Annotated in this window: 18 protein-coding genes; 10 read left to right on the plus strand and 8 right to left on the minus strand. The window is 59.1% G+C overall.

Going from position 1 to position 16,340, the window contains the following annotated elements; all coding sequences use genetic code 11:
- Window positions 1-80: 80 nt before the first annotated feature.
- The gene (moaD, locus tag ACRQ1B_RS25510; RefSeq protein WP_432296930.1) at window positions 81-335 is read right to left on the minus strand and encodes a molybdopterin converting factor subunit 1; all 255 of its coding nucleotides are present in this window, start codon (window positions 333-335) and stop codon (window positions 81-83) included.
- Window positions 335-919 carry a CDP-diacylglycerol--glycerol-3-phosphate 3-phosphatidyltransferase gene (gene pgsA / locus ACRQ1B_RS25515; protein WP_432296931.1) on the minus strand — a complete coding sequence of 195 codons (585 nt, stop codon included), beginning with the start codon at window positions 917-919 and terminating at the stop codon, window positions 335-337. The genes moaD and pgsA overlap by 1 nt, the downstream gene beginning before the upstream one ends.
- A 358-nt stretch (window positions 920-1,277) precedes the next feature.
- Between pgsA and ACRQ1B_RS25520 the strand changes: the two genes are divergently transcribed.
- Window positions 1,278-1,685, plus strand: a complete 408-nt coding sequence (locus ACRQ1B_RS25520) for a response regulator (RefSeq protein WP_432296932.1) — start codon at window positions 1,278-1,280, stop codon at window positions 1,683-1,685.
- Window positions 1,686-1,692: 7 nt separating this feature from the next.
- Here the strand turns inward: ACRQ1B_RS25520 and ACRQ1B_RS25525 are convergent, their stop codons facing one another.
- Window positions 1,693-3,276, minus strand: a complete 1,584-nt coding sequence (locus ACRQ1B_RS25525; RefSeq protein ID WP_432296933.1) for a TerC family protein — start codon at window positions 3,274-3,276, stop codon at window positions 1,693-1,695.
- A gap of 386 nt (window positions 3,277-3,662) precedes the next feature.
- Window positions 3,663-4,376 (minus strand): SDR family oxidoreductase, encoded by a 714-nt coding sequence (bdcA, locus tag ACRQ1B_RS25530; RefSeq protein ID WP_432296934.1) that lies wholly within the window; start codon window positions 4,374-4,376, stop codon window positions 3,663-3,665.
- Between the two features lie 134 nt (window positions 4,377-4,510).
- Here bdcA and ACRQ1B_RS25535 point away from each other — a divergent pair, with 134 nt between their 5' ends.
- The 3 genes from ACRQ1B_RS25535 (at window position 4,511) to ACRQ1B_RS25545 (ending at window position 5,754) form a co-directional block, all read left to right on the plus strand.
- Window positions 4,511-5,062, plus strand: a complete 552-nt coding sequence (locus tag ACRQ1B_RS25535) for a TetR/AcrR family transcriptional regulator (RefSeq protein WP_432296935.1) — start codon at window positions 4,511-4,513, stop codon at window positions 5,060-5,062.
- Entirely contained in the window at window positions 5,059-5,412 is a 354-nt protein-coding gene (locus ACRQ1B_RS25540; RefSeq protein WP_432296936.1) for a cupin domain-containing protein, read from the plus strand. The genes ACRQ1B_RS25535 and ACRQ1B_RS25540 overlap by 4 nt, the downstream gene beginning before the upstream one ends.
- A gap of 99 nt (window positions 5,413-5,511) precedes the next feature.
- Window positions 5,512-5,754 (plus strand): hypothetical protein, encoded by a 243-nt coding sequence (locus tag ACRQ1B_RS25545; RefSeq protein ID WP_432296937.1) that lies wholly within the window; start codon window positions 5,512-5,514, stop codon window positions 5,752-5,754.
- Here ACRQ1B_RS25545 and ACRQ1B_RS25550 read toward each other — a convergent pair.
- Entirely contained in the window at window positions 5,751-6,233 is a 483-nt protein-coding gene (locus ACRQ1B_RS25550) for a MarR family winged helix-turn-helix transcriptional regulator (RefSeq protein WP_432296938.1), read from the minus strand. The two genes, ACRQ1B_RS25545 and ACRQ1B_RS25550, sit on opposite strands and share 4 nt — an antisense overlap.
- Window positions 6,234-6,400: 167 nt before the next feature.
- Between ACRQ1B_RS25550 and ACRQ1B_RS25555 the strand changes: the two genes are divergently transcribed.
- The gene (locus ACRQ1B_RS25555; RefSeq protein ID WP_432296939.1) at window positions 6,401-7,192 is read left to right on the plus strand and encodes an SDR family NAD(P)-dependent oxidoreductase; all 792 of its coding nucleotides are present in this window, start codon (window positions 6,401-6,403) and stop codon (window positions 7,190-7,192) included.
- On the opposite strand, the gene ACRQ1B_RS25560 is transcribed toward ACRQ1B_RS25555, so the two are convergent.
- From ACRQ1B_RS25560 to ggt, 3 genes are all read right to left on the minus strand, one after another.
- A complete protein-coding gene (locus ACRQ1B_RS25560; protein ID WP_432297052.1) occupies window positions 7,189-7,902 on the minus strand; it encodes an LrgB family protein in 714 nt (237 codons plus the stop codon). The two genes, ACRQ1B_RS25555 and ACRQ1B_RS25560, sit on opposite strands and share 4 nt — an antisense overlap.
- A complete protein-coding gene (locus tag ACRQ1B_RS25565; protein WP_432296940.1) occupies window positions 7,874-8,293 on the minus strand; it encodes a CidA/LrgA family protein in 420 nt (139 codons plus the stop codon). Before ACRQ1B_RS25565 ends, ACRQ1B_RS25560 begins: the two co-directional genes overlap by 29 nt.
- Before the next feature lie 116 nt (window positions 8,294-8,409).
- Window positions 8,410-10,170, minus strand: a complete 1,761-nt coding sequence (gene ggt / locus ACRQ1B_RS25570; RefSeq protein WP_432296941.1) for a gamma-glutamyltransferase — start codon at window positions 10,168-10,170, stop codon at window positions 8,410-8,412.
- Between ggt and ACRQ1B_RS25575 the strand changes: the two genes are divergently transcribed.
- The 5 genes from ACRQ1B_RS25575 to hupB all read left to right on the plus strand — a co-directional run bounded on the left by ACRQ1B_RS25575 (window position 10,148) and on the right by hupB (window position 16,192).
- On the plus strand, window positions 10,148-10,309 hold the full coding sequence (locus ACRQ1B_RS25575; protein WP_432296942.1) for a hypothetical protein: 162 nt from the start codon (window positions 10,148-10,150) through the stop codon (window positions 10,307-10,309). The two genes, ggt and ACRQ1B_RS25575, sit on opposite strands and share 23 nt — an antisense overlap.
- Before the next feature lie 261 nt (window positions 10,310-10,570).
- Window positions 10,571-11,203: an ATP-dependent Clp endopeptidase proteolytic subunit ClpP gene (gene clpP / locus ACRQ1B_RS25580; RefSeq protein ID WP_432296943.1), complete on the plus strand. Its 633-nt coding sequence runs from the start codon at window positions 10,571-10,573 to the stop codon at window positions 11,201-11,203.
- 293 nt (window positions 11,204-11,496) lie between these two features.
- Complete coding sequence (gene clpX / locus ACRQ1B_RS25585; RefSeq protein WP_432296944.1) at window positions 11,497-12,774, plus strand: ATP-dependent Clp protease ATP-binding subunit ClpX; 1,278 nt, start codon at window positions 11,497-11,499, stop codon at window positions 12,772-12,774.
- A 411-nt stretch (window positions 12,775-13,185) separates the two neighbouring features.
- On the plus strand, window positions 13,186-15,606 hold the full coding sequence (gene lon / locus ACRQ1B_RS25590; protein WP_432296945.1) for an endopeptidase La: 2,421 nt from the start codon (window positions 13,186-13,188) through the stop codon (window positions 15,604-15,606).
- A 307-nt stretch (window positions 15,607-15,913) separates the two neighbouring features.
- The gene (hupB, locus tag ACRQ1B_RS25595; RefSeq protein ID WP_132273196.1) at window positions 15,914-16,192 is read left to right on the plus strand and encodes a DNA-binding protein HupB; all 279 of its coding nucleotides are present in this window, start codon (window positions 15,914-15,916) and stop codon (window positions 16,190-16,192) included.
- Window positions 16,193-16,340: the final 148 nt, after the last annotated feature.

The raw sequence follows: 16,340 nt of genomic DNA on the forward strand, positions 1-16,340 counted from the left end.
CCGGCCCTTCGCTTTAGCTCAGGGCGTTCGAAGCTCAAAACGCTCCACTGGAGCGTTTTGCCGGCTGAAGCCGTCGCTTCTCACCCACCCGTCATCGGCGGAAAAATGCCGATTTCACGCGCACCGGCAATCGGTTCGTCATGCTCGACGTGTTCCTGGTTGATGGCGACGCGGATCACATCGGGATATTCCAACGCTGCCTCGTACCCGTCGCCGAGCGTCTTGAGGTGATCGAGCAGATCGCGCACGGTCACCACATGGGCCGGGAGCTCCAAGTCTTCCTCCGGCTTGTCTATGCGCTCTCGCACCCATGCGAAATAGACGAGCTTGACCATCACTCTTCCACGATGTGTTTGAGGCCAGCGCGAAAATAGTCGTAGCCCGTGTAGAAGGTCAGAATGGCTGCGACCCACAACAGTGCGATACCGATCTCGGTGGTAAAAGGCAGATAGGCTTCGCCGGCAGGGCCAGCCAGCAGGAAGGCGATCGAAAGCATCTGGATCGTGGTTTTCCACTTGGCGATCTTGGTCACCGGCACGGCAACCTTCAGCGCGGCAAGATATTCACGCAGGCCCGAAACGAGGATTTCGCGGCAGAGAATGGTGATGGCCGCCCAGAGCGACCAGCCGGCAATGGTTCCGTCCGCCGCCATCAGCAGCAGCACGGAAGCAACCAGCAGCTTGTCGGCAATCGGGTCCAGCATGCGGCCGATATTCGATGTCTGGTTCCAGATGCGGGCGAGATAACCGTCGAGATAATCGGTGATCGAGGCGACGACAAAAATCCAGAAGCCGGCCCAGCGGGCGAAATCCGAACTTTCGAGTTTGCCTTCGATGAAGAAACACAGAACGATCAGCGGCACGGCAATGATGCGCGCATAGGTCAGGAGATTGGGGATGCTGTATGCGCGCGATGCCATTTTCGACCTATGCTCGGAGGTTTGCCCCTAGTTGATGGTTCGAAGGCCCACCGTCAACAGGCTTTCGCGGCTTTTTTACAGACGATTGCGTCATCTGCCGCATTTGGCCTCGCCACAAGTGAAGCATCCGGCGATGATCTCGAACCGCTTATGCTGACAATTGTTGAGAGCACCGGGCGAGGCAGTCCGCTTCTCGATCATGAAAAAGCCCCTTCCTGTCGGCCAACAGGGTTTCCGAACCGCTAACCCGGCCGTTAGCCTGCTGTTAACCATGTTTCAAAATGGCACAGACTGTGCCGTAATCATTTCCCATCCTCGTGCGTTCATGGTTCGACCTTCAACAAAGGGGAGACCGGACATGAACACGAACCGTCACACGGTATTGGTGGTCGAGGACGAGGCGCTCATCCGATTTGCGGTGGCCGACGCTCTCGAAGATGCAGGTTATGACGTGCTGGAGGCCGCCAGCGTTCTGGAGGCAATCGGGCAGCTTGGATTGAACGAGGATATCGATATCGTCGTCACCGATGTCGACATGCCGGGCGCGCTCTCCGGTATCGATCTGGCAAAGATGATCAGTGAATGTGCGCCGCATATCGGCGTCATCGTGTCTTCGGCCCGCTGTGGTGAAGAGCTGACGGATATTCCGTCCGCCGCCCATTGCCTGCCAAAACCCTGCACGGCGCAAAAGATGCTCTCCACAGTGGAAAACATGCTGAAGGGCAGGGCGCTCGTCGGCGATGAAAGCTTTCGCCGACGAGCTTGATTGAGATTTAGGCCGTTATCTCGACGGGATCAGCAGCCATCGACGCAGTAGTGCGAATGCGGACCTTGTCGATGTTGCGGCCATCGAGCGCCACGACCTCGTAGGTGAGATCGCCGAAGGACACGGTTTCGCCCTGCTGCGGCATATGGCCGAGACGCCAGAGCATCAGGCCTGCCAGCGTCGAATAGCGGTCTGCATCGTCCACAAGGTCGATATCCAGCAGTTTCGAGACATGGCGGATGTCGATCCAGCCATCGACCAGAAGCGAACCGTCTTCGCCGCGCTCCACGGTCAGTTGCTCTTCGTCATCATCGGCAAAGTCGCCGGCGATGGCTTCCAGAAGGTCGGTGGCGGTGACCATGCCTTCGACCGAGCCGTATTCGTCGAGCACGATCGCCACCTGCAGCGGCGACTGGCGCAGCTGTTCGAGCAGGCGCAGTGCGTTGACGCTTTCATGTACGACCAGCGGCTGGCGCAAAGAGCGGTCGAAATCGACCTTTCCGGTCTCAATGAAATCGCGCAAGAGATCCTTAGCCAGCGCGACGCCCAGAAACTCGTCGAGGCTGCCGCGGGCAATCGGGAAACGGGAATGGCCCGATTCCAAAACCTTGCGGCGAAGCTCTTCATCGCTGTCCTCGATATCCAGCCAGTCGATGTCGAGACGATGGGTCATGACCGATTTGGCCGGACGGTCGGCAAGCGTCAGCACGCTTTCGATCATCTCGTGTTCGACCGGCGTGAACAGCTCGTTTTCCGAAGCGCGTTCGGCAATCACGTCGGCCGTGTCACCGAGCGAGGTCTCGCTGCGGCGGCTGCCAAGCAGCGAGAGCACGGCGTTGGCGGTGCGTTCGCGCAGGTCGCCGGTGGTCAGCACCCGCTCGCGGTTGCGGCGTGCGATCTGGTTGAACGCCTCGATGAGAACCGAGAAGCCGATTGCGGCATAAAGATAGGCTTTTGGAATGTGGAAGCCCAAACCTTCGACGATCAGCGAGAAGCCAATCATCATCAGGAAGCCGAGGCAGAGAATGACCACGGTCGGGTGTTTCGACACGAAGGCCATCAGCGGCCTCGAGCACAGAAGCATGACGCCGACGGCGACAATGACGGCGATCATCATGACGGAGAGGTGCTGCACCATGCCAACGGCGGTGATGACGCTGTCGAGCGAGAACACGGCGTCAAGCACGACGATCTGCACCAGAACCTGCCAGAACACGGCATGTTCGATCTTGCCTTCCTTGTTGCCGGAATGGCCCTCAAGGCGTTCATGCAGTTCCATCGTGCCTTTGAACAGAAGGAACACACCGCCAAACAGGAGGATAAGGTCTCGGCCGGAAATCTCGATACCGAGAACGGTAAACAGCGGCGCCGTCAGCGTGACGATCCAGGCGACGGAGGCGAGCAGGGCAAGGCGCATGACGAGCGCCAGGCTGAGGCCGATCAGGCGGGCGCGTTCACGCTGATGCTCCGGCAGCTTGTCTGCCAGAATCGCGATGAAGACGAGGTTGTCGATGCCGAGGACGATTTCGAGCACGATCAGGGTGGCGAGTCCGGCCCATGCGGCCGGATCGGACATCCATTCAAATATCATGATGATATGAGGCCTGCCCCTTCGGGTGGCCGTTCCTTCTGTGGTTGAAAGGGAAAACAAAAAACGCCGCCCAAGGACCGGGACGGCGGAAAACGATCAGCGATTGCGATGATGGCGTGGCGTATGCGCGCGTGATCATGCGACCCCGGTTTGACGCGGGGCGCGGTGATCTCTCGACCGTAAAGTGGGAACGTCCGGTTCGGAACCATTTTCGATGTCATCGATGCGGCGAACCGGACACACGCAATCGGGTGTCCATGGGCGGCGACTATACCGATCCGATCAGGGATTGCATCCCTTCGGCGCAAAATTTTCCGTGAGAAGCGTATGTCGGGTATTTTTCACACCGCCGGAGCAAGCCGGCGGTGTGGCGATTTTAGAATATGTCAGGCGCCCATGCCGCCGTCGATCGTGTGCATGGCGCCGGTCATGAAGCCACCTTCCGGGCCGGCCAGATAAGCGGCAAGCCCGGCGATTTCCTCCGGCCGGCCGTGACGCTTCAGCGCCATGAAGCCGTGCATCGTGTCCTTCATCGGGCCATCGGCCGGGTTCATGTCGGTATCGATCGGGCCGGGCTGGATGACGTTGACGGTGATGTTGCGTGGGCCGAAATCACGGGCAAGCCCGCGCGCCAAACCCTGCACTGCGGATTTGGTCAGCGCGTAGGCCGCGCCGCCGGGAAAAGGCATTCGATCGCCATTGACCGAACCGATGATGATGATGCGGCCACCGTCAGGCATCTGGCGGGCGGCTTCCACGGCGGCGTGATAGGGCGCGCGAACATTGATGTCGATCATCCGGTCAACGGCGTCGGGATTGGTCTCCAGCGGATCGCCGAGAACCAGAGTACCGGCATTGACCACCAGCACATCGAGTGCACCTGCCGCCTTGACGGTCGCGATCGTGTCGTTGCGGTTGCCTGCATCCGATTTCACGGCCTTTGCGCCGATCTCGGCCGCCAGCGCTTCTGCGGCATCCTTCGATCCGGCATAGGTGAATGTCACATCGGCGCCATCACCGGCGAAACGCCGCACGATGGCGGCACCAATGCCGCGGCTGCCACCGATAACCAGAACTGCCTTACCCTTGAAATCAGTCATCACACTGCTCCGTGTTAGGGTTGAGAATTAATGTAATGACGACTACATAATTTGCAGGCATGATTTCGTCAATGGATTGTGTAATGTGCACTACAAAAATATTGAAAACACGTGGAAGGCCACGCGCATTCGACATGGAAGATGCTCTTGCCAAGGCGCAGGTTCTGTTTCGCGAGAAGGGTTATGATGCCTTGAGCGTCGCCGACTTGACGGACGCGATCGGCATCAATCCGCCGAGCTTCTATTCCGCCTTCGGCAGCAAATCGGCGCTCTATGGACAGGTTTTGCAGCGCTATGCAGAACTGGAAGGCATCGATCTGGAAGGGCCTTTTGTTGATGGCATTCCGCTTGCCGAAGGCGTGCGGCGTTTGCTGCGAGAAGCGGCAACGAATTACGGTGCCGGCAACGGCACGGGCTGCATGGTGATCGAAGGCGCGCGCGGCGGTGTCGATGCCGAAGCCTGCCGGCAGGCGCGACGCCTGCTGGATCAGACGCATGACATGGTGCATGCGGGTGTAAGCCGTAATGCGCCGGCTGCGGCCGAGATGGTGACGGATTATGTGATGGCGACCCTGTCAGGCCTGTCCGCCAGCGCCCGCAACGGCCTTTCCGCCGAACGCCTGTTGCGGATCGCCGATATTGCTTCGCGCCAGCTTGCGCACGAACTTCAGGAGAAACAACCATGACCGCATCCGCAAAATTCACGACCTTCGATCTTTCCCAAGTCGAGCCGGAAGAGGGCGCTCCGGCCGCCGACCGCCTGATCGCCGGCAATCCGGTTTTCCGCACATGGAATATCGAGGAAGCCGATGGTGGGCTATATGCGGGTGTCTGGGAAGCGACGCCGGGCAAATGGCGGATCGTCTATGACGAGTGGGAATACTTTCACATTCTCGCCGGCCATTCGGTTGTCACGGAAGAGGGCGCAGAGCCGCTGCATCTGCGCGCCGGCGACAGCATGGTGCTGAGGCCTGGCTTCAAGGGAACGTGGGAAGTCGTTGAAACGACTCGCAAGGACTATGTGATCCGGGTGTAGCCTGCTGCTTTTTAGCATGGGGAAAGTTCGGACAGGGGACTGTCGAGCGGTGATTGACCGCGTTACATCATCGCGATGAAACCGGCATTGGTGGCCACGATGCGCATTCTGAGATTTCTGCTGACCATCGTGGTGGCAATCACCGTCACCTGCGGTTACCGCTGGTATTCCTATGTCACCAATACCGAAAGCCCTTACGATGAGATCGGCATCGAGCTGAACAGCCGCATGCCGCTGCCGATCCGCAAATGGGCCTGCGACAAGCTGCATGCCAATTTCACCAATGCCATCCCGCCCTATGGTTGCCAGGCGCCGGGCGATGCAAGCCGTGGCTGGATCTAATCTTTCCCGGTTCCTGAACCGCCACCATTCCCGAAAGCCTCCGCAAACTCGGCGGATGCGATAAAGGCAAGTGTGCGCCGCAGTTCCTCGGATTTTTCGATGCCCAGAACGGCATCGAACCGGCACTGCGCGTCACGCCATTTTTCCACCAGTTCGGCCTGGGCGGAGCGGCCGGCGGACGTCAGTCGTACCCGTTTGGCGCGCCGGTCCTTTTCGTCCGGCACAAGCTCGACGAGACCGTCGCGGATCAGCGGTTTCAGCGTGTGGCCGAGTGCCGACAAATCCATCACCATCGCCTCCGCCAGCACCTTCTGGGTCGGTTCATTGCCGTAAAGAATCTGGGTCAGCAGTGAAAACTGCGTGCCGCGCAAACCGGCGCCGTTCATGATCGTATCGTAAAGCTGGCTCAACTGCCGGGATGCGCGCCGCACGGAACTGCTGCTGCAATGCATCCAGATGCTGTCTTCCTGTCTGTCCATGGCTCCCTTCTTTCCCGCATTTGCCGTCAGTCGCAAGAGGCGCAGAGGCCTTGCCGAAATTTCTCTGCGGCCATCTTGCATTTCGCGCGCCTTCGCTCAAATATAGTGGCATATACCAGTAAATTCCAGAGAAGCCATGCGGACGCCATGGCGCAGGAGATTGCAAAATGACCTCGAAACTTGGAACTGCTCTCGTGACCGGTGCTTCTTCCGGCATTGGTGCCACCTATGCCGATCGTCTCGCAGCGCGCGGTCATGACCTCGTTCTTGTTGCTCGCGATGCCGAACGGTTGACCGAACTGGCCGAAAAGCTGGCAGGGCAATACGGTATCGCCGCAACCATCCTTCGCGCCGATCTCTCCGACCGCGCCGATGTTGCCGCCGTCGAAAAACGCCTGCAGGACGACGCGTCCATCACGCTGTTCGTCAACAATGCCGGCATTGGCCCGGCCGGTCCTCTGCTTGCCGGTGATCTCGATTATCTCGACCGGATGGTGGAGCTGAACGTCGTGGCTGCCAACCGCCTGGCGATCGTGGCAGCACGGGCATTCGTGGCGCGGGGCGAGGGCGCAATCATCAACACGGCTTCTGTCGTGGCGCTTGCGCCGCAAATCTTCAACGGCACCTACAGCGCCACCAAGGCATTTGTGCTCGCCCTGACGGAAGCGCTCGCTACCGAACTCGCCAACACGCCGGTGCGTATTCAAGCGGTCCTCCCGGGCCTGACGCGCACGGAAATCTTCGATCGTGTCGGCCACTCCTTCGACAATCTCGATCAGGACAAGGTGATGGCGGTCGGCGATCTGGTCGATGCGGCGCTGTCGGGTTTCGACAAGGGCGAATTGATCACCATTCCATCGCTGGAAAACACAGAGCTTTATGAGGCCTATATCGCGGCAAGAGGCGCGCTCGGCCCCTATCTTTCACTCAACAAGCCTGCTGCCCGTTACGGCGTTTAACGCAGCACGAAAGCCAGAAGCGGCGCCGCCAGCACGTTGACAAGGCCGACCAACACCATCACCAGTCCGGCGACCGAACCTTCCTCGGCGCCGATCTGATTGGCCTTGGCCACGCCTGCGCCATGCGCGCCCATGCCGAAAAGCGCGCCGCGTGCCAGCGAGGATTTCAAGGGCAATATCCGCAGCAGCGTTTCGCCGAGTGCTGCGCCCAACACGCCGGTCATCACCACGAACAGGGCCGTGAGGTCCGGCACGCCGCCGATATTTTGCGAGATCGCCATGGCAAACGGCGTGCTGATCGAACGGGGCAGCAGGCTCAGGCGAAGTGCGCCGTCGATCGATAGCAGGCTCGCCAGTGCCCATGCGCTCAGCATCGCCGTTGAACTGCCAACGATGATGCCGAACAAGAGAACCGGCCAATATTTCAGGATCATCACCCGCTTGTCATAGATCGGGATGGCAAAGGCGACGGTAATCGGCCCGAGCACGATCATCAGCCAGTGCGTCGCGCCGATATATTCGCGGTAGCTCGTGTGCAGACAGAGCGCGATCACCAGCAGGAAAACCGGTGTCAGAACCAGAGGCGAAAGCCATGCGGCCGGAAAACGACGGTGAATGCGCTTGGAGAGGAAATACAGGCTGATCGTTGCCGCCGACCAGAAGACGGTATTGAGGATCGGATCAAGCCCCGGCACGACGATGCTCCACAGCAACCATCACCCGGTAACCCGCATCGACGGCGAGTGCTGTCATGCACATCACAGTGACGGTGCCCACGAGAATGACGGCAAGAATTTTGAGGCCAATCAGGCCGACGAATTCGCTATGTTCTAGAACGGCCAGAACGGCAGGCACGAAGAAGAGCAGCATGTCGGCAATCAGCACATGGGCGCCGCGTCGCATGCTGGACAGGCGAATGACCCCACTGGCGAGCAGCGCCAGCATGCCGAAAAGACCAATGACAGCGCCGGGAACGGGAATGCCCGTCAAACGCGCGACCGCTTCGCCGAGAAGCCAGACGATGGCCAGCAGCACCACCTGCGCGACACGGCTGCTTTGCAGGGTGCGATGAAACAGAATGGCGGTCTTGCGGCGGGACATGGGAATGACCTTGTTGTGTCATCCTCCCTTAACACCGCACTATAAGCTGCTGTTTGATCTAAACAATCGACCGGATTGCAAACGAGCCATGTGATTTTCGCGGGGCGCGGGGGAGGTCACTCTCCCACCGCCGCACCCTCACGCCGCGGATCGGCGCTGCCGAACAGGCCATTCTCAGTAATCTCGATCGCATGCAGGCCGGAATTCATCTCGCCCGCCTTTACCTCGTAACCCAGCGCCTTCAGCGGCTCGGCAAATTTTTCCGCCGTCGTGCCGGCCTCGATATCATAGGTGCCGAAACGGTTGATCAGATGCGGCTGCGACACAATTTCCTCCACCGGCATGCCCCAGTCGATATAGGCGACCAGCGCCTGCGCCACATAACCGATGATCTGGCTGCCGCCCGGCGAGCCGATGGCAAGAAGCGGTTTTCCATCCTTCATCACGATGGTCGGCGCCATCGACGAGCGCGGCCGTTTACCGGGCTCGACACGGTTGGCGACGGGCAGGCCGTTGTCATGTGTCTTGAACGAAAAGTCGGTCAGTTCGTTATTGAGCAGAAAACCGTTGGTCATCAGCCGCGAGCCAAATCCGCTTTCGATCGTCGTCGTCATCGAGAGCACGTTGCCTTCTCTGTCGACGATCACGAAATGGCTGGTGGAGGGCATTTCCAATGCCGCGTCACGGCCGAACAGCAGGGCATGGTCCCATTCCGGTTCTCCTGCCTTCACCGCGTCCTTGGCCAGAGCCTTGTCGCCATCCAGCAGTTTTGCGCGTTCGCCCAGATAGGTCTTTTCCATCAGCCCCTTGATCGGCAGCGGCACGAAATCGGTGTCGGCGAGATAGCGCTCGCGGTCGGCAAAAGCGAGGCGCTGTGCATCGCCGAGGATACGCCAGCTCTGAACATTGTCCGGGCCAAACCCTTTGAGGTCGAAATTTTCCATCATGCCCAGCATCTGGCCGATCGCCACGCCGCCTGAGGAGGGTGGTCCCATGCCGCAGACATCCAGCGCGCGATAGGTGAGGCAGACGGGATCGCGTTCCTTGATGCCGTAATTCTCGAAGTCTGCAAGCGACAGGACGCCTGGATTGTCCGCCGCCTCGCGCACCGTTTTCACGATCGCCTCGGCAATCGGTCCCTTGTAGAAAGCCTCTGCGCCGCCCTTGGCAATCGCGGACAAGGTTTCTGCATAGGCCGGATTCTTCAGGACGTGGCCGGCTTTCAGCGGTGCGCCGGAACCATCGAAGAAATAGGCGCGCGGCCCGTCGTATTTCTTCAGTCGGTCGCCTTCTGAGGCAATCAGCCCCGCGAGCCGGGGAGAAACCTGAAAGCCATCGGTCGCCAGTTTTTCGGCAGGCGCAAACAGGCTCGCCCATTCGGACTTGCCATAACGCTTGTGAACGTCTTCCAACAGCCGCACCGTACCCGGTGTGCCGACCGATCGACCGCCCACGACGGCATCCATGAATTTCAGCGGCTGGCCTTGATCATCGAGAAACAGTTTTGGCGTCACCTGCATCGGCGCCTTTTCGCGGCCATCAAAAGTCGTCAGCTTTTTCGAAGCGGCATCGTAATAGACGAGAAACGCCCCGCCACCGAGGCCGGAACTCTGCGGCTCGACGAGCCCGAGCACCGTCTGCACCGCCACCATGGCATCGATGGCATTGCCGCCCTTGGTGATCACGTCACGCCCGGCTTCCGCCGCCAGCGGATTGGCCGCCGCGACCATGAAGTCTTTCGCCTCGACCCGTTTGGCCGTGGTCGTGCCGGTCGCGCGCTCGGGTGCGGTCGTGTCGGATGCCTGTTGTGCAAAGGCTACAGTCGCACCGCCGGTTGCCAGCAAGGTGGCAACAATGAAGCTGTTCAAAATCCGCATGGCGTCCCTCCATCGATCAAACGGATTTGGGACTTTGTACGGCGAGGGCAAGGGTGTGGCTGTCGAGATCGCCTGCGGCTATTCTGCTGTCGCTATAGAAACGATCCTCCCCATGAAAATGGCGTTTCCGGAAATTTAAGCCATAGCTTGGGCGATAGGCGGTTCATCTTTGCTTTACCATGTTGACCGCAAAACCTGTGCAGGCGTCGCTGCCATGCGGTTCATGGCTTTTCACATGTAGGAAAATCTTTAGCACCGGCCTCTAACAACCGGTTCAGGTTAAGGATATCGGGGTCTCCGTCTTGAAGTGACAGGCGTTGACACTCTATGTAGGGATTGACCATTCCAATGATTCCGGGGCGCATGCTGCCTACGGCAAGGCATTTGACAAAGGACGGACATGAGAAATCCAGTTGATACCGCAATGGCCCTGGTGCCTATGGTCGTCGAACAGACCAACCGCGGTGAGCGCTCCTACGACATCTATTCGCGTCTCCTCAAGGAGCGCATCATCTTCGTCACCGGCCCGGTGGAAGATCATATGGCGTCGCTCGTCTGCGCCCAGCTGCTTTTCCTTGAGGCGGAAAACCCGAAGAAGGAAATCGCGCTCTACATCAATTCGCCGGGCGGTGTCGTCACCGCCGGCATGTCGATCTACGACACGATGCAGTTCATCAAGCCGGCCGTCTCGACGCTGTGCATCGGCCAGGCCGCTTCCATGGGCTCGCTGCTCCTATGCGCCGGCGAAAAGGGCATGCGTTTTGCCATGCCGAACTCGCGCATCATGGTTCACCAGCCGTCCGGCGGTTTCCAGGGGCAGGCGTCCGACATCGAGCGTCATGCTCGTGACATATTGAAGATGAAGAAGCGCCTCAACGAGGTTTACGTGAAGCATACCGGCCGCACCTACGAGGAAGTTGAAAAGACCCTCGACCGCGACCACTTCATGGATGCCGACGAGGCGCAGGCCTGGGGCGTTGTCGACAAGATCCTGACTTCGCGTCAGGAAATGGAAGGCACTCCGGCCGCGTAATCGGTCTTGATGCCTGGCCGGATTTCACCCCGTTGTGACCGAAAAAGGGGCTTTAATCTGGCCAGGAACAAACTAATAGTCCATATTAAGGCTGTGTTGAATTCTTATGACATAGCATTCGGTCTGGAAGGGGTTTCGTTGCCACCGGTCCAGGACTGTCGTCCGGCCCGGTAGAGTACCCCTTGAAGGTTCAAGCGGGCTCGGCCTCTGATGAGGAGGCCAGCCGGCCGGCGATGTAAGTGTCTGCCCGCGTGTTGAAACGGTCTGGGCGGCGGTGCTGGAAGGAAAGTGATATGAGCAAGGTCAGCGGCGGCAACGGCAGCGACTCCAAGAATACCCTGTACTGCTCCTTCTGCGGAAAGAGCCAGCACGAGGTCCGCAAGCTTATTGCCGGACCGACCGTATTCATCTGCGATGAATGCGTCGAACTGTGCATGGACATCATTCGCGAAGAGAACAAGAGCTCGCTGAACAAGTCCCGTGAAGGCGTTCCCACGCCCCAGGACATCATCGAGGTTCTCGACGAATACGTCATCGGCCAGAAGCAGGCGAAGAAGATCCTGTCTGTGGCGGTGCATAACCACTACAAGCGTCTCGCGCACGCCTCGAAGAACAACGAGATCGAGCTGGCAAAGTCGAACATCATGCTGGTCGGCCCGACCGGTTGCGGTAAGACCTATCTTGCCCAGACGCTCGCCCGCATCATCGACGTTCCCTTCACCATGGCAGACGCCACCACTCTGACCGAAGCCGGTTACGTTGGTGAAGACGTTGAAAACATCATCCTGAAGCTGCTGCAGTCGGCGGACTACAATGTCGAGCGCGCCCAGCGCGGCATCGTCTATATCGATGAAGTCGACAAGATCTCGCGCAAGTCCGACAACCCGTCAATCACCCGCGACGTGTCGGGCGAAGGCGTGCAGCAGGCGCTGTTGAAGATCATGGAAGGCACGGTTGCTTCGGTTCCGCCGCAGGGTGGCCGCAAGCATCCGCAGCAGGAATTCCTGCAGGTCGACACGACGAACATCCTGTTCATCTGCGGCGGTGCCTTTGCCGGTCTCGACAAGATCATCTCGGCCCGTGGCGAAAAGACCTCGATCGGTTTCGGCGCAAGCGTTGCCGCTCCGGACGATCGTCGTGTGGGCGAAGTTCTGCGCGAACTGGAGCCGGAAGATCTGGTCAAGTTCGGCCTTATCCCGGAATTCATCGGTCGTCTGCCGGTTCTGGCAACGCTCGAGGATCTCGATGAAGATGCGCTGATTCAGATCCTGTCGGAGCCGAAGAATGCTCTGGTCAAGCAGTACCAGCGCCTGTTCGAGATGGAAGACGTCGAACTGAACTTCCACGAGGACGCGCTGCGCGAAATCGCCCGCAAGGCGATCGTGCGCAAGACCGGTGCTCGTGGCCTGCGTTCGATCATGGAAAAGATCCTGCTCGACACGATGTTCGAACTGCCGACGCTTGAAGGTGTTCGTGAAGTCGTGATCTCGGACGATGTGGTGAAGGGCAATGCCCGTCCACTCTACATCTATGCCGATCGTCAGGACGAGAAGGCCAACGTTTCCGCCTGATGGCGTGACGCAATTGTCGGCGGGGAGGGCAACCTCTCCGCCGAAACCGTTTTCGATGCCCGCGCTTTTGTCTGGAGTATGCGTTGCGGCAGATCGCGCGCCTGCCGGTATTAAGAGGCAGGGGAAGCGACCGGAAACAAGACCGCCGACAGGTTATCCCTCCGTCGCGGTCGAACGAATGGACGCACCGCCCACCGGCCCCGCCCGCGGATCATTCTAGAAACTGTCCAGACCCCTTCCAGTCTGACGTAAGCATCGCATGCAACAGTTCTAATACTGTCGCAGTTTTGTCATGCCCGGACTGGATGGCTTGAAAAAAGCCTAGTAGGTTACCACTTTGGGCAAGACCAAAATGCCTGGTGATTTGCTTTTCAGGCATGCTCCCGGAAACGGGACGAGAAAGGAAATGACATGACGAATACGACGTCTGACGCACAGAGCCCCGCGACCTATCCGGTCCTGCCGCTGCGCGATATCGTGGTCTTCCCGCATATGATCGTTCCCCTGTTCGTCGGACGTGAGAAATCCATCCGCGCGCTTGAGGAAGTCATGGGCTCCGACAAGCAGATCATGCTTGCCACCCAGATCAATGCCGGCGACGACGATCCGGAATCCTCGGCGATCTACAAGATCGGCACCGTGGCCAATGTTCTGCAATTGCTGAAACTGCCCGACGGCACCGTGAAGGTTTTGGTCGAAGGCCGCGCCCGCGCCAAGATCAGCGAATATACCGATCGCGAAGAATTCTACGAAGCCCATGCCGAAACGCTGGACGAACCGCAGGACGACCCGGTCGAGGTCGAAGCGCTGTCGCGCTCCGTGGTTTCCGAGTTCGAAAACTACGTCAAGCTGAACAAGAAGATTTCCCCGGAAGTGGTCGGCGCCGCCAGCCAGATCGAGGATTATTCCAAGCTTGCCGACACGGTTGCTTCGCACCTCTCCATCAAGATCACCGAAAAGCAGGAAATGCTGGAGACGGTGAGCGTCAAGACGCGCCTTGAAAAGGCTCTTGGCTTCATGGAAGGCGAAATCTCCGTCCTGCAGGTCGAGAAAAGAATCCGCTCGCGTGTCAAGCGCCAGATGGAGAAGACCCAGCGCGAGTATTACCTCAACGAACAGATGAAGGCGATCCAGAAGGAACTCGGCGACGGCGAAGACGGCCGCGACGAGATGGCCGAACTGGAAGAGCGCATTGCCAAGACCAAGCTTTCCAAGGAAGCCCGTGAAAAGGCCGATGGCGAGCTGAAGAAGCTGCGCCAGATGAGCCCGATGTCGGCGGAAGCCACCGTCGTGCGCAACTATCTCGACTGGCTGCTGACCATTCCGTGGGGCAAGAAGTCGAAGATCAAGTCCGACCTCAATGCGGCGGAAAAGATCCTCGAACAGGACCATTTCGGCCTCGATAAGGTCAAGGAACGCATCATCGAGTATTTGGCGGTTCAGGCCCGCGCGACCAAGATCAAGGGTCCGATCCTGTGCCTCGTCGGCCCTCCGGGCGTCGGCAAGACCTCGCTCGCCCAGTCGATCGCCAAGGCGACCGGCCGCGAATATGTGCGCATGGCGCTCGGCGGCGTTCGTGACGAAGCCGAAATCCGTGGTCACCGCCGCACTTATATCGGCTCGATGCCCGGCAAGGTCATCCAGTCGATGAAGAAGGCAAAAAAGTCCAACCCGCTCTTCCTGCTCGATGAAATCGACAAGATGGGTTCGGATTTCCGCGGCGATCCGTCTTCTGCCCTGCTCGAAGTGCTCGATCCGGCCCAGAACTCGACCTTCATGGATCACTATCTGGAAGTCGAATACGACCTGTCCGACGTGATGTTCGTCACCACGGCGAACACGCTCAACATTCCGGGTCCGCTGATGGACCGCATGGAGATCATCCGCATCGCCGGTTACACGGAAGATGAAAAGCGCGAGATCGCCAAGCGTCACCTTCTGCCGAAGGCAATCAAGGAACATGCCCTGCAGCCGAACGAATTTTCGGTTTCGGACGACGCCCTGATGGCCATCAGCCAGCAATATACCCGCGAAGCCGGCGTTCGTTCCTTCGAGCGCGAGCTGATGAAGCTCGCCCGCAAGGCCGTGACCGAGATCATCAAGGGCAAGACGAAGTCGGTCGCCATCACGGCTGCCAACATTTCGGATTACCTTGGCGTTCCGCGGTTCCGTCATGGCGAAGCCGAGGGTGAGGATCAGGTCGGTGTCGTGACCGGTCTCGCATGGACGGAAGTCGGCGGCGAGCTGCTGACCATCGAAGGCGTGATGATGCCGGGCAAGGGTCGCATGACCGTGACCGGCAACCTCAAGGACGTCATGAAGGAATCGATTTCGGCGGCGGCATCCTATGTCCGTTCGCGCGCCGTCGATTTCGGCATCGAGCCGCCGCGTTTCGACAAGTCGGACATCCACGTCCACGTGCCGGAAGGCGCCACCCCGAAGGACGGCCCGTCGGCCGGCGTCGGCATGGCAACGGCGATCGTCTCGATCATGACCGGCATCCCGGTTTCCAAGGATGTCGCCATGACCGGTGAAGTGACCCTGCGCGGTCGCGTCCTGCCGATCGGCGGCCTCAAGGAAAAGCTGCTGGCAGCCCTTCGCGGTGGCATCAAGAAGGTGCTGATCCCGGAAGAAAACGCCAAGGATCTGGCGGATATTCCGGACAATGTGAAGAACGGCATGGAAATCATTCCGGTCTCGCGCATGGGCGAAGTGATCAGCCACGCGCTGGTTCGCCAGCCCGAGCCGATCGAATGGGATGGCTCGATCGAGACGCCGGTCATCGCCACCGTCGAAGGTGCGGAAGAATCGGGCACCACCATCGCCCACTAAAACGGTCATCCCGAAGGTTGCTTGCGATCTTCGGGATATCCTGCCGGCAGAATCACCCATGCCGCCGAAAAGCCTTATTTTCCGGGCTTTCCCGCCGCATTAGGTATTTATTCCCGGTTTTGGATGGTGAGTTACATTTTTTGACGGAAAGGCCGGCTTTTTGCCGGCCTTTTTTGTGAAAAATGACTGTTCCCCCCTTGTTTTTCAGGCGTTTCCAGAGCTTTTGGGTGCGCAGGGGACGCTCAAAAATCATTGTCGCCCCGGAGCTGAACTTGATACGTTTCAAACCATTGAAAGGGGTGGAAACATGAACAAGACCGAATTGGTTGCTGCCGTTGCCGAAAAGGCCGGCCTGTCGAAGACCGACGCCGCATCCGCAGTCGACGCTGTTTTTGACACCGTCCAGGCTGAACTCCAGAAGGGTGGCGACATCCGTCTCGCCGGTTTTGGCAGCTTCTCCGTTTCGCACCGCGAAGCCTCCAAGGGCCGCAACCCGTCGACGGGTGCGGAAGTTGACATCCCGGCACGCAACGTGCCGAAGTTCTCGGCCGGCAAGGGCCTGAAGGACGCCGTCAACAACAAGTAAGTTGAACTTGGCGGTTTGTCCGCCATGGTCTCGAAACCCCGGATTGTATCCGGGGTTTTTTGTTTTTGTTACCAGTCGAATTCAACAGCGAATTGTCATGTGCCTGTCATGGGGTGTCCCTAGGTGAAACGCCTTACTGCATCAAAGG

It is taken from the genome of Endobacterium panacihumi (genome assembly GCF_050847465.1).
In the GTDB taxonomy this organism is placed as follows: Bacteria; Pseudomonadota; Alphaproteobacteria; order Rhizobiales; family Rhizobiaceae; genus Neorhizobium; species Neorhizobium panacihumi.